This is a genomic window from Streptococcus suis, assembly GCF_016775005.1.
Lineage (GTDB): Bacteria > Bacillota > Bacilli > Lactobacillales > Streptococcaceae > Streptococcus > Streptococcus suivaginalis.
The window spans coordinates 162792-176407 of sequence record NZ_JAEUXI010000002.1; the positions used below are offsets into that span (position 1 = coordinate 162792).

Here is a 13616-nt window from a genome sequence, read left to right on the forward strand (position 1 = left end):
CGGAGGTTTGCTATGAAAACGAAACTACTCAAAACAGCAGGATTGGTTGCTACATGTGTTCGCTATTTCTTCTATTTCACGATTGCTCTTTATACCATCTTTACATTGGCTGGTCTTGGAGGCGACTCCTTTGCGATAGACTCTTGGGAATACACCTTTAACAAACCCATTGACCAGATTGGTATCTGGCTCATCCTTCTAACAACTGGACTAATCTTAATCGTCTTGGCGGCACTCAGTCACATTGCCTACTTGATTCAAAAGCTATGCAAGATATTCCTGGAAGAAGATTATTTCACTTCAGCGAGTCTGGAACTGTATCAGAAACTCTTCATCAGTTTGCTCGTCCTGACTGCTGGGCAATTTTGCCTAACCAGCTTGATCGCCTTGACAAATGCTGCTGGCCCAAACAACTTCCTCAATCTGCGTTTGTCAGATTTTATCCTCAATGCTCTCTTTATCTTCCTGACTTATTTTGTCTGGACCTTAGTCCAAAAGGGGCAAGAACTTGAAACCGAGAACAGCGAGTTTATCTGATATGGAAATGATTCGCGTAAACTTAGACAAGGTCCTCAAAGACCGACAAATGACTTCCAAGGACCTGGCGGAGCAAGTCGGCATTACCGAAGCCAACCTGTCCATTCTCAAAACAGGAAAGGCAAAAGGCATTCGTTTTAATACCCTGATGAGCATCTGCCGAATCCTAGACTGCCAACCAGGAGATATTTTGGAATATGTACATGAAGACAACTAAAAAAAGAAAAAGCCTAAGGCTTTTTCTTTTTTTAATAGGTCGCCAAGCGTTTTTCTAGCTTCAGCTGACCAAATGCATAAAGAGTACAGATGACCCAATAAATAAGGGCAACACAGATATAAACTGTCATGTAGTCAGACTTGGCTCCGCCGACTATCTTGGCCTTATTGAAAATCTCTGGCACCGTAATCATAGCTGTCAGAGAGGTACTTTTTACCATATCTAAGAGAACATTACTCAATGGGGGGAGAGCAATTCGAAAGGCTTGAGGGATAATAATCCGACGGTAGATGACTGGTGTTTTCAGTCCCAGCGACCTAGCAGCTTCCCATTGTCCCTTGTCAATTGCTGAAAGTGATGCACGAATAATTTCAGAAATGTAGGCACTAGACATGGATGTAAAAGCGATAATAGATGCTGTTATAGCATCTAGCTGTAAGCCCATGAAGGGCAGACCAAAATAGATAAAAAAGAGCAATACCATGAGCGGGATTCCCCTCATCAGGGAAATATGTATCATGGCTAACCAACGTAGAGGGGGGAACTTGGACATGCGCATCAGAGCCACAAAGAAACCACAAAAGGTTCCAAGTGCAAACCCGACTAAAGACAGGGCAAGGGTATAGGGAAGACCCTCTATGATTTTCGGAATTGCCTCTGCGGCAATAGAAATATTAAAAACTGCCTGCCAATTGATGTTCATCCTATCTCCTTATCAAAGTAAAAGCCCTTAGCTGGGCTTTCACTGTTTTTCCCAGAACTTTCTCTGGAAGTGGCCTTGCCAATCGTCCTCCCACTGACAAGACCTGACATCAGATGCGCCTATTCTACATCTGAAGTATCGATGACTGGAAGATCTTCTGCACCTTCGATTGGTTGCGTCAAATCTTGGCCACCATAGTATTTCTCAGAAATCGCCAAAAGCGTTCCGTCTTCTTTCATTTCAGTAATGGCTTGGTCCAATTTTTCTTTCAAACTTGCATCAGCCTTGCTCATGACAATCCCTTGCTCAGTTGGGTTGTACTTCGCATCTCCCATTTTCACTTTGATATCTGGGAAGTTTGCTTTTGCCCATGCAATGGCCATCACTTGTGTATAGTAATCGTTTGGAATGAAGTCTGTACGGCCAGTTGATACATCACGAAGGTAGACATCATTAGTTACGTTGTCATAGATTACTGGCTCTGCACCTAATTTTTGAGCAATCTTCATGTACTGAGTACCAGCACCACCACCAGCTTTCTTGCCAGTCCAGTCGCTCAAATCAGCGGCTTCAAGTCCTGATGTACCATCTTCACGAACGATATAACCACCTACTGAATATTTGTAAGGTGTAGAGAAGTTGTATTTCTCCAAACGTTCTGCTGTCATGTCAAAGTTGTTTACTGCAACGTCAACCTTACCGCTATCAACAGCTGTAAATGCTTCTGCGACACCAATTTCTTGGTACTCGATTTCGATGCCAAGACGCTCACCGATCTCGTTCATCATTTCGATTTCATAACCAACCAACTCATTTTCATCGTTGTAGTATGAAGTTGGGAAAAGAGTACCCGGTGTTGCAACTTTCAAAACACCAGCTTCTTCAATCTTTTCCCATTGAGTTTGGGTTGCAGATGAAGACTCTGTCGTAGAACTTGTGCTTGTGTTCGAGCAAGCAACGAGGGCAAATGAAGACACCAAGAGAGCTGATGTCAGCAACTTTTTCAACATAAAAACAAATCTCCTTTTTTGTTACATTACTAACATTAAAAGGGTAACATATACCTTTCTATTTGGCAAGTATTTTATCTGAAAAATGAATTCCCTTACAAGTTGAGTAAACCTGCTGCCTCCATTTGGTCTGCCAACTGCAAGAGTAAATCCTCTCGTCCCTTGGCTGCTGTCAATTGGATGCCGATTGGTAAGCCATCAGCCCGCACATAAGTTGGCAGAGAAATGGCTGGCTGACCACAAATATTGGCCTGCTGCGTAAAGGGGGTTAGGGCTAGGCTGTCCTCAAACATTTGCCAGATCAGGTCCTGCTGCTCTTCCATGGAATAGTTCTGAGTGTGCTTGAGGCGGTCCAGCAAATCTGCTGGCAGGTCAAATTGCCCATGCTTGGGCGCTACATCAGCCACCGTCGGTGTCAGGAGCAAGTCGTAATCCTCATGGAAATGCGCCATGCTGGCTCCAAACTGGTCCCAGTCCAAGAGGGCCTTGGAGTGCAATTTGGCTGGAATGGTTTGCCCGCTTTGGTAAATAGCCCAGGACATGACTTCCATGTCATCCAAGGTCATCTGGCGCCCAAAAGCTGCTTCGATGTCGTCAAACATCTGGGCAGTGTCCACGCTGTTCATCAGGTAGAAGGATTTCATCAGGGCCACTCCATCCAGAGGATATTCTGACAATTCCACCAGCTCATGCCCTAAGTCAGCCAAGTGATGACAGGCTTTTTGAACCGCTTCTACCGCTTCAGGACTGACCTTACTCCCTACTGGAGACTTGCTATAGTAGGCGATTTTAAGGGGGCGAGACAATTTTCCAAACACCTCCTCTTCGCTCAGCTTGGCAAGGGGAAAGGGGGCTTCCAACTGATAGTCCTGGAAATGGTAGAGCAGACGCTGGGTATCACGGACAGACTTGGTCAGTGCAAAATTGACAGATGCCCCCTGCCAGCCACGATAAGACTTGGGACCAACTGGAATCCGACCACGACTGGTTTTGAGGCCAATCAAGCCATTGAAGGAGGCTGGGATACGAATAGAACCACCACCATCCGATGCAGCAGCAATAGGGACCATGCCTGAAGCCAGTGCTGCGGCTGCACCACCGCTTGATCCGCCAGCATTGCGACTGGGGTCCAAGGGAAGATTGACAGGACCATGCAGGCTGGCATCTGAAATATTTTTGAAGCCGAATTCTGGCGTGTTGGTCCGACCGACAATGATGAAACCCAAGTCCTTCAAGCGTTGGACATAGGTATCGGTATGACCTGCTGGCCGACCAGCAAGCAGACGAGAACCTGCAGAAGATGGCTGCCCCTTTTCATTTTGTCCCAGATCCTTCAGTAAGAAAGGAACTCCTGCAAATGGCTTGCCCAGATAGTCTTCTTTCTCCGCTTCTTTCAGGGCTGCTTCATATTGCTTGCTGACAACCGCATTAAGGGCGGGATTGAGCTTTTCAATCCTGTCAATGGTTTCTTGCACCAATTCCTTGGCTGAAACCTGTTTTTGATTGACAGCCTGAGCCATGGCTGTCGCATCTTTCCATTCCATAGGAACCTCTATTTCTATCTTATCCTTCGCTCAGCATCAAGCCAACCAACTCTTCCGCGCTAATCTTACCAAAATAATGTGCCATGTCCAAATCTGCCAAGGCTGCTTGGAGGTCTTCTTCCAGCAAGCGTGTGCCAATTAGCTTGTTTTCGACTTCGTCAATATTGCCCTTGGCAAAGAAATCTCCGTAAATACGGCATTTGGCAATGCGGCCTTTCTCGACTTCGAGGTGAATATCCACAGTTCCCCCAGCAAAACGACCATCACGGTGGTAGCTATACTGTGGCGAATTGCCGTAGTTCCATTCCCAGTTCTTGTACTTATCTGCCACCAACTTGTCAATGGCTGCCCAGTCTTCCTCAGTCAAGACATAGCGTTTTGCCTGGTCGATGGAGTCAATACCCAATAACTTGCAGGTAATGAGGTTCTTAAATTCCTCTGTTGTGACAGACTGGTATTCTTCTGCCAAGTAAGGACGGATGGTACCCACACGGCTTTTGACAGACTTGATGCCTTTTGATTCAATCTTTTTCTTGTTGGGATTGAGGACCTTGGACATGGCTTCTTCGTCAATATCCAAAAGGAGAGAGTAGCCACCATAGACACGGTTGTTGCTGATGGTCATGGCTGCACCTGACACCTTTTTCCCTTCAATCACCAGATCATTACGGCCTGTTTGCTCTACCTCAACGGCTCCTAGCTCATGCAGGGCCTTGATGGCAGGCTGGTAGGCACGTTTGAAATCTCCGAAAATGCCGTTATCTTGAATCAAGTAGCAGACATTGACAGAACCCTTGTCCACATAGATGGCACCGCCACCCGTATCTCGACGAACTAAGAGGATATTGTTCTCTTTGAGGTAGTCTTCATTGATTTCAACCAAGGCATTTTGGAACTTGCCGATTTCTACCTTGGGATCACAATAGTAAGGGAAGAGAATGTCGTCATCCAAGAAGACATTTTGCTGAACATAGACCTGCATAGCTAGAGCAACTGCTCCATCGCTGACATATTGACCGTTGCGGATTGGTTCGATTAGGTACATGGGGTATCTCCTTTAAAATAAATCCTATGGGTTTCTTTTAATAATTGGGCACTGTCCTCTGCCAGGGTCAAACTCCGTTCCCTGATAGGCAGTGGCAGGCGGTAATGTTTTTGATTGAGGCAAACATAAAGGGCCTGAGGATTTTGCTGGATCCGTGTCTGGAAGGGGGTCTTGATAAACTGAGGCGTGGTAAAGCCAATCCCAATTTCCAGATAGAGGACCTTACCTGTTTGATGACCTTCTAAAAAGGCATCGTAGCGGGCTTTTTGGGCAAAGAAATCTGGCGATTCGACCATGCCCTTTTCTGCATTGCGTTTGTTAATCTCAAACGGGGCATCACAGACTGGGCAACGCGGAATCAGGTCATAGGGAATCTTCATGTCCACCTGCTCTGCTATCATGCGACGAATGAGGGCATCATCTCGATAGGTCTGGTCATGGCAATGGCGACTGCATTGCCAGAGACCGTATTCCCCTTGAATGTGGAAAACCTTATTCCTATCGTAGTCGGCCACCCAAAAGGCATTGTCTGCATTGGTGGTGATGATATGATAGGGCTTGGTTTCTAAAATTTCCCTCAAATGAATATAGGAAGCACCGACAGGTTGGTCCAGGTAATTGAGGGCGACAAAGCGACTCTGAAAGGCCCAGTATTCCTCCGTGCTTTCAAAGTCAAAGAGGCTGGCCTGCAACATATCCAAAAAGCCGTACTTGGCGATGAAATCTGGAAAGGCAGCTTCGAAACGAGGACCGATGTAGGTAAAGCCATCCGCCGCAGACATGCCTGCTCCAATGCCCACCACCACCGCATCAGCTTCAGCCAGCAAGCCAGCAAGTAGCTCCGCCTGAGTTTTTTCTTCTTGTTTAAGCGTCTGCCACATGGACATCCTCCTTTTCTCCCAGTAAGGCTATATAGTAGCCCTGGTCTTCCACCGTATAGGTCGAAAAAATGACCTTTAGGGGATAGGCTGTCTCTGCCAGCCACTTGCGGACCGTTCTAACAGCAACTTCTGCCGCCTGGTCCTTGGGATAGCCAAATTCCCCTGTTGCCAGGGCTGGAAAGGCGATTGCTTTAAGACCACGCGCCTTGGCCTCCTCTAAACAGGACAGGTAGCACTGCTCCAAGAGCCCTCTCCGAATAGCCGAAACAGGCTTACCTTCTGGGATAAAAGGCCCCACCGTGTGAAAGGCCAAACCAGCTGGCAGATGAAAACCAGGTGTCACCATGACCTTGCCAACTGCTGCTGGAAGACCTTGTTCTTCCAGTTTCTTGGCACAAAACTGGCGTAACTCCAAACCAGCAAAGGTATGGAGGGCATTGTCCAGACAAGCATGGTTGGGGATAAAACAGCCCAGCATCTGACTATTGGCAGCGTTGACCACCGCATCAACCTGCAAATGACACAAATCTCCTAGATAGAGAAAAATCCGAGGATCGCTCGTCGGCTGACAGACTGACACATCCTGCATATGTTCCTCATGATAGGCTACTAGAAAAGCCTCCTCCACTGTCAGATAGTCCGCCCCAATCGGTCCTGCTGGTCGTTGATTGACCAAAGCTCTCCAAATCGGAAGAGCCTCTTCAAGACTAGCCAATTTTAGCTCCGCCGACTGCGACTCACCCTTCTCAGCCTGCAAGATGGCAATCATAGCCGTCAGCAAGTCCAGTAGCTCTTCCTTAAGCATCTTCAAGGGCTAAAAAGGCTTCTTCAGACACATCGATCAAGCGAATCAACCAGTTTTCCTCTGGTTTTTCCGAATTGAGCAGGGTTGGTTGTTCCAGAGCAGCCGTATTGCGCTCTACCACCCGACCTGCAATAGGGGTCAGAATAGCCATAACTGTTTTTGAGGCTTCAAGATTGAGAATCTCATCATTGACTTCCAAGACTTCCTTGTCGGAAAAAATAACAAAACCAAGTGTACCAACATCATCCTGCAACTCTGCGGTCATACGGATAGTGTAAATAGCATCTTCTTTTTCTACCCAGAGGTAGTTAGCAATTTTTTTCATAGTGTCTCACTTTCTACAATTTGTGCTAGTAATTCGATAGCTTTCAAGCGGTTGTCAATCCCTGAAACCAAGGGTATAAAGAGGAGTTCGTCTGGCTGACAAGCAGCAACCAATTTTTCAAGCTGCTCCTTGACTTCTGCCGGATTACCGATCATCATCCGACTGCGGTGCTGGGCAATTCTTTCCCTATCCTGCTCCGTCAGCTCATAGGCCTGATAGGTGGCTAGACTTGGGAAATGGGTAAATTCATTAAAATCTTGCTTGCCCAACATCCAAATATCCAGCGATTTTGCCAGATTCTCTGCTTCCTGACTGGTTTCCGCAATCACGACAAAGAGGGCCAGGGCAAAATGCGGTTGCGCCATGATGTCTGACGGCTGAAAATCCCTGCGGTAATCCTGAGCCAATTTTCCAGCTGTTTCCACAGGATCATGGGGAATGTAAGGAAAGCTACCAAAGACATAGCCCAAGCCCTCCTTAGCAGACAGGGCCATGGACTGACCTCCCATCCCCAAGGTAAAAATTTCTGGATAGCTTGCCAGCTTGGGCGACAGACCAATGGCTTCATCTTTTCCTGTCAGATAGCCTGTAAACTGCTGTACCCATTGGTCAAATTGACTGGGTTGAAACTGGCTACGCATGTGCTCTTTAACCAGAGCCGTTCCAGTAGAATTTCCCAAGCCGATGTCCACCCGACCTGGAAAAAGAGTTTCCAAACTGGCTGCCAGCTCTGCTATTTTATAAGGTGAATAATGCAAGCCCATGATGCCACCCGAACCCAGATGGATCCGCTGAGTCTGACTGGCCAAGTAAGGAATCACGACCTCGGGACTGCCGATGGTTAGGGCATGGACATTGTGGTGCTCCGCCAACCAAAACCGATGGTAGCCCAAGCGATCCGCCGCCTGCACCAGCGCCAAACTATCCTGCCAGGCCTTCTGATAGGTCCGACCCTCATCCAAAAGCCCATAGTCCAAGAGACTAATTTTCATACCTTTCCTCCTCGTAGTGTTTTTCTAAGCTACGGAAAACCTCCCGAGACTCCCTCGGCAACGACTCCCCATAGTCCATCAAGGGAACAATATCCTTGAAGGAAGCCTGGGGAATAGCCAGCTTGGACAGGTCTTCTGGCTTGATCCGCAGTTGGATATCTTCTGGCTTGCCGGCCGCGATCTTGTGAGCAAACTCAGGATCGGTGATAAAAGGTGTTGACAGACCAACCATATCCGCATGCTCCAAGGCCTCTAATGCCTTCTCCGCCGAATTGATCCCCCCTGTCGCCATAACCACCAGCCTATCCTTTAAGGCCTCGTGAACCACCCGATTGACCAAGCGCCCCTGATGGCGCCCAGCTCCTCGAACCTGATTGCGAAAGACATCATGCCCCCATGAAGCAATGGCTAGGTAGTCAATCCTTGCAACCTCCAAAGCCATGTCCATGAACTGTAAAAATTCCTCTATAGAATAGCCGATACTGGCTCCTCTTGTTTCTTCAGGTGTTGCTCGAAAGCCGAGGATAAAGTCAGCTGGCGCCAACTGGTCAATCACATCCTGGACCTTCCGCAAGACTTCTAAACCAAAACGGGAACGATTTTCCAAGTTTTGACAGCCATAGCGGTCCTGACGCTGATTGGAAAAAGTCGAAAAGAAGGTCTGAATCAGCAAACGCTGGGCAGAAGAAATCTCTACTCCTGCAAAACCCGCCTCAATAGCCCGCCGCGTCGCCTGCCCATAGGCCTCCACCAGCTCTTCCAGCTCTGCTATGGTCAACTCCTTGACCTCATGGGGAAAGGGAGCATGGAGCTTCATGGGACTGGGACCATAGACCAGCTTGTCCCGCTGAAGGGTGTGGCTGGAAAAACGACCAGCATGGGTCAGCTGCAAGATTGCCTTTGCCCCCTTGGACTGCATGACCTGGGCCAGTTTTCGCAAACCATCAACATCCTCATCCTTGGCCACGCTAAAGCCAAACTCGAACAATTGCCCCTTGGGATCCACATAGGCCGCCCCTGTGATTTGCAGAGGAGCCGCATCCGCCCGCCGTTCCGCATAGTCCAAATCATCCTGGGTCACCAAGCCATCCGCGGTGGAGGAGTTGGTCACCATGGGCGACAGGACAAAACGATTGGCTAGGACGGTTTGGTGCAATGGCAGAGCTTCAAATAATGCTTGATAGGTTTCCATATTTCCTCCTAGATTCCATATTTTTCCATAGACTGCTTGATGGTCTTTCCGAGCGCCATAAAATCAGCCATGTTGTCCGACGAAGGATAAAAGGTGGTCAGAAAAGCTCCGTTTTCAATCAAGACATGCTCAATTCGTGTTTTCATATCCTCCACCGTCACATCCTGACCGACCAAGTCTGACAGATTGGCCATCGAATTCGGATTCACCTGTGGAAATCTGTCCGATACTTCTTGCGGAGCAAAACTTGCTGCATAATAATCAGCCACCACTTGCCCTCGTTTGACTTGATTGCCTGACACACTGATATAGGCGGAAATGGCAATTGCCTCTTGGTAAATCCGCTGGGCCAATCCAGCAAACTTCCGCCCCTTGATACTAAGGTCGTAGGTCCCAGGACAGTAGGAAGTTGTCACCTCACCACTAACCACCTTGAAAGGAAAATCCGAAAGCGCCTGAGCAATCAAATCCACCATGACCTGATAAGACTCCCGCAAATCAACCTTGTGACCAGAAGGATTAGGCAAAATCAGAGTGACATTTAAAATCCCTTCATCCGCAACGACGGCCAAACCGCCCAAACTCCGAATAATCGGACTGTAGCCCGCCCGACCAATACTGGCTAAGCCCTTGTCCAGCTGGGCCACCTGACTGTCCATCATCCCCAGAATGACCGTTTGGTCCATGGGCCAAAAATGTAAAATCCCTGTATTGGACTGACGATTGACCTCGCGCAAAAAGACCTCGGTCCACACCAGTGGTCCCTGTTTCAAACCTGTCAAGCCAGAACGATCTTCGTATTTTTTTATGACCACATTCTCAACCCACGATTTCATGCCAAACCTCGACCTCTTTTTTCTATTTTTTATTGTATCACATTTATTTATAGCTATCGAAAAAAACTGATCTACTTTTTTATGGGCAAAAAAAGACTGGAAAATGAACTGCACCCCAAAAGTTAGACACAAAATCTAACGATTGGGGTGTTTTTCTTATGAAATTAAGTTATGAAGATAAACTAGAAATATATGAGCCGAGAAAGAGTAGCGTGTCGTTGGTCAACCTTAGCCAGATATACAAGGTCACTATTGCCAATCTCACATACATGATAAAACTCATGGATCGATATGGCGTGGAAATCGTTGAAAAAGGTAAAAATAGGCATTATTCACCTGAATTAAAGCAAGAAATAATGGATAACGTCTTGATTCATGGGTGTTCTCAACTCTCAGTTTCCCTTGATTATGCCTTGCCAAATCGAGGAATGCTTCCCAATTGGATAGCACAATACAAGAAAAACGGGTATACTATTCTTGAAAAACCAAGAGGGAGACCGAGCAAGATGGGACGTAAACGCAAGAAAACCTGGGAAGAGATGACGGAATTAGAGCGCGTTCAAGAGGAAAATGAACGTCTTCGAACGGAGGTGGCCTTCCTAAAAAAGTTGAGGGAACTTCGCTTGAGGGACGAAACACTAGTGCGCGAACAGCAGAAACAATTAGAGATATGGTCCAAGGAGGATTCCGACTAGACCTCCTACTTGCGACAGCTAAAATGCCTCGCTCAACTTATTATTATCAAGTCAAGCAACTGGATAAACCCGACAAGAACAAAGCAATTAAGACTGAAATTCAAGCCATTTATGATGACCATAAAGGTAATTACGGCTATCGTCGGATTTATTTAGAACTCAGAAATCGAGGTTTCTTCATCAACCATAAAAAGGTGCAGCGTTTGATGACAGTCATGGGCTTGGCGGCTCGTATTCGTCGTAAGCACAAGTATGCTTCTTACAAAGGTGAGGTGGGTAAGAAGGCTGATAATCTGATTAAACGTCAGTTTGAGGGATCTAAGCCTTATGAAAAATGTTATACCGATGTGACGGAGTTTGCTTTGCCTGAAGGGAAACTCTACTTATCGCCTGTTCTTGACGGCTATAATAGTGAGATTATTGATTTTACCTTGTCTCGGTCACCTGACTTGAAGCAGGTTCAAACCATGCTTGCGAAGGCTTTTCCAGCAGATTTATACAGTGGGACTATTCTCCATAGCGATCAAGGTTGGCAATACCAGCACCAGTCTTACCATTACTTTTTGGAAACCAAAGGCATTCGACCATCCATGTCCCGCAAAGGGGATAGCACAGATAATGGGATGATGGAGTCTTTCTTTGGCATTCTCAAATCTGAAATGTTTTATGGACTCGAGACATCTTATCAATCACTTGACGAGCTTGAAGAAGCTATTACAGATTATATTTTTTACTACAACAACAAACGAATCAAAGCAAAATTAAAAGGACTTAGTCCTGTCCAATACAGAACTAAATCCTTTCAATAATTATTTGTCCAACTTTTTGGGGTGCAGTTCAAAAACCAGTCTTTTTATCTGCTTAGAGTTCATCAAAAGCATCTTTTACCTTGTCAAAAAAGCCTTTTTTATGAGGTTTAACATCAATATTTCCAGCAGATGCAAATTCTTTAAGAGCTGCACGTTGGCGATCGTTCAAACCTGTCGGAGTGACGACATTTACTGTGACATATTGATCACCAATTACTCCACCACGAACACTTGGTGCACCTTTTCCTTTAAGTCGGAAGGTTTTACCAGTCTGCGTCCCTTCTGGAATGACCAAATCAACATCGCCATGAACAGTTGGGACATGAACGGTGTCACCCAAGGCTGCCTGTACAAAGTTCAAACTCAACTTGTAATGAATAGTTGTCCCATCACGTTCAAACTTGTCCGATGCTTGGACTTGTACTACCACGTAGAGATCTCCATACGGACCACCATTGAAGCCAGCCTCACCCTGACCAGCCAATCGAATACGTTGACCAGTCTCGACACCAGCTGGAACCTTGACTGTTACCGTATGGGCTTGTTTTTCATGACCTGTTCCATGACAGGTTGTACATGGGTCTTTGATTTGTTTTCCACGACCATGACAGACATCACAGGTCATTTGACGGCGCATGGTACCAAGTGGTGTTTGTGTGTCCACATTGATAACTCCAGAACCATGACAGCGACCACAGGTTACAGGACTAGTTCCAGGTTTGGCACCCGAACCCGTACAGGTCCGACAGGTGGCCTCACGATTATAGGACACTTCACGCTCCACACCAAAAATCGCTTCTTCAAACTTGAGGTTGACACGGTATTGGAGATCATCACCTTGACGAGGTGCATTGGGATTACGGGTCGCACCACCCCCACCAAAGAAGCTAGAGAAGATATCTTCAAAGCCGCCGAAGCCCGCTCCGTCGAAACCACCAAAACCACCTGCTCCTCCGCCGAAGCCACCGTTTGCTCCAGCAGGACCATACTGGTCATAGGCAGACCGTTTTTGCGGATCGCTCAAGGTTTCATAAGCCTCTTGGACCTCCTTATATTTATCCTCCGCACCCGGATCCTTGTTAATATCTGGATGGTATTTCTTCGAAAGCTTCCGATAAGCCTTCTTAATCTCGTCTGGCGAAGCGCTCTTAGAAACACCAAGACGATCGTAATATTCTGTATTGTTCATATAAGATACTAAGGGCGTTAAGCGGACACAGCCAAAATAGGAGTTTTGACGCAGGACATCACCGTCCTAGGAAAAACTATCTTTTTGGCACAGTCCGTAGCCCGTGTTCAGTTACGAACACTTTCCTTTCTATCATGGTTTTGGAAAAGTTAAAACGACAAACTGACGCAGTGTGTAAAACACACTAGGAAGTTTATCTTTTTCACTAGGTTTTTAGCCTGTGTTCGAATTACCGAACTTGTATTCCTTTCTTTGAAATATTGAAAGTAGCCCGTGTTCAGTTGCGAACACTTTCCTTTCTATGAAGATATTAAGCCGTTAAGCGACTCAAAGAAAAATAGGGAGTGAAAGTGTCCAGTGGACACTTTCAGCCCTGTCGCACAAAACTAACGAGCGACAGGTATTTCTCAAAAAGTCTATCCCCAGACTTTTTGACTTTTTCACAGAGTCGTAGGCGTATTCAATTGCACCAATTTAGTCATGCAAGAATACTGCATATTAACGCCCGTGTTCGATTACGAACACTTTCCTTTCTATCATGGTTTTGGAAAAGTGAAAACAGCTAACTGACGCAGTGCGTAAAACACACTAGGAGGTTTATCTTTTTCACTAGGTTTTTAGCCTGTGTTCGAATTACCGAACTTGTATTCCTTTCTTTAGAGTATAGAAAGTAGCCCGTGTTCGATTGCAAACACATTCCTTTCTATGAAGATATTAAGCCATTAAGCGACTCAAAGAAAAATAGGGAGTGAAAGTGTCCAGCAGATACTTTCAGCCCTGTCGCACAAAACTAACGAGCGACAGGTATTTCTCAAAAAGTCTATCCCCAGACTTTT

At 46.5% G+C, this 13616-nt stretch carries 14 protein-coding genes; 3 read left to right on the forward strand and 11 right to left on the reverse strand.

The features are described 5' to 3' along the window. The first annotated feature begins 12 nt into the window (after positions 1-12). Both JNG37_RS02935 and JNG37_RS02940 read left to right on the forward strand, forming a co-directional pair. Positions 13-537: a hypothetical protein gene (locus JNG37_RS02935; protein ID WP_158455817.1), complete on the forward strand. Its 525-nt coding sequence runs from the start codon at positions 13-15 to the stop codon at positions 535-537. 1 nt (position 538) lies between these two features. Then, entirely contained in the window at positions 539-754 is a 216-nt protein-coding gene (locus JNG37_RS02940) for a helix-turn-helix domain-containing protein (RefSeq protein ID WP_014637449.1), read from the forward strand. A 31-nt stretch (positions 755-785) separates the two neighbouring features. On the opposite strand, the gene JNG37_RS02945 is transcribed toward JNG37_RS02940, so the two are convergent. From JNG37_RS02945 to JNG37_RS02990, 10 genes are all read right to left on the reverse strand, one after another. Further along, complete coding sequence (locus JNG37_RS02945) at positions 786-1457, reverse strand: amino acid ABC transporter permease (protein ID WP_158455819.1); 672 nt, start codon at positions 1455-1457, stop codon at positions 786-788. 119 nt (positions 1458-1576) lie between these two features. Next, positions 1577-2467 (reverse strand): transporter substrate-binding domain-containing protein, encoded by an 891-nt coding sequence (locus tag JNG37_RS02950; RefSeq protein ID WP_158455821.1) that lies wholly within the window; start codon positions 2465-2467, stop codon positions 1577-1579. Between the two features lie 95 nt (positions 2468-2562). Next, the gene (locus JNG37_RS02955; protein WP_158455823.1) at positions 2563-4011 is read right to left on the reverse strand and encodes an amidase; all 1449 of its coding nucleotides are present in this window, start codon (positions 4009-4011) and stop codon (positions 2563-2565) included. Positions 4012-4030: 19 nt separating this feature from the next. Then, complete coding sequence (locus JNG37_RS02960; protein ID WP_023369321.1) at positions 4031-5056, reverse strand: lipoate--protein ligase; 1026 nt, start codon at positions 5054-5056, stop codon at positions 4031-4033. Further along, complete coding sequence (locus JNG37_RS02965) at positions 5047-5943, reverse strand: SIR2 family NAD-dependent protein deacylase (RefSeq protein WP_158455825.1); 897 nt, start codon at positions 5941-5943, stop codon at positions 5047-5049. The genes JNG37_RS02960 and JNG37_RS02965 overlap by 10 nt, the downstream gene beginning before the upstream one ends. Next, positions 5921-6742, reverse strand: coding sequence for a protein-ADP-ribose hydrolase (locus tag JNG37_RS02970; protein WP_158455827.1), 822 nt, complete (start codon positions 6740-6742; stop codon positions 5921-5923). The genes JNG37_RS02965 and JNG37_RS02970 overlap by 23 nt, the downstream gene beginning before the upstream one ends. After that, a complete protein-coding gene (locus JNG37_RS02975) occupies positions 6735-7067 on the reverse strand; it encodes a glycine cleavage system protein H (protein ID WP_158455829.1) in 333 nt (110 codons plus the stop codon). Before JNG37_RS02975 ends, JNG37_RS02970 begins: the two co-directional genes overlap by 8 nt. After that, entirely contained in the window at positions 7064-8059 is a 996-nt protein-coding gene (locus tag JNG37_RS02980) for an MsnO8 family LLM class oxidoreductase (RefSeq protein WP_158455831.1), read from the reverse strand. The genes JNG37_RS02975 and JNG37_RS02980 overlap by 4 nt, the downstream gene beginning before the upstream one ends. Further along, entirely contained in the window at positions 8049-9251 is a 1203-nt protein-coding gene (locus tag JNG37_RS02985) for an NADH-dependent flavin oxidoreductase (RefSeq protein WP_158455833.1), read from the reverse strand. The genes JNG37_RS02980 and JNG37_RS02985 overlap by 11 nt, the downstream gene beginning before the upstream one ends. 8 nt (positions 9252-9259) lie before the next feature. After that, complete coding sequence (locus JNG37_RS02990) at positions 9260-10087, reverse strand: lipoate--protein ligase family protein (RefSeq protein ID WP_158455835.1); 828 nt, start codon at positions 10085-10087, stop codon at positions 9260-9262. Positions 10088-10245: 158 nt separating this feature from the next. Between JNG37_RS02990 and JNG37_RS02995 the strand changes: the two genes are divergently transcribed. Beyond that, positions 10246-11591 (forward strand): IS3 family transposase gene (locus tag JNG37_RS02995; RefSeq protein ID WP_187321611.1). Its coding sequence is split into 2 segments (ribosomal slippage): positions 10246-10702 and positions 10702-11591, totalling 1347 coding nucleotides; the frame shifts between segments, so codons are not numbered across the junction. Between the two features lie 52 nt (positions 11592-11643). Here the strand turns inward: JNG37_RS02995 and dnaJ are convergent. Next, positions 11644-12780 carry a molecular chaperone DnaJ gene (dnaJ, locus tag JNG37_RS03000; RefSeq protein ID WP_158455837.1) on the reverse strand — a complete coding sequence of 379 codons (1137 nt, stop codon included), beginning with the start codon at positions 12778-12780 and terminating at the stop codon, positions 11644-11646. Positions 12781-13616: the final 836 nt, after the last annotated feature.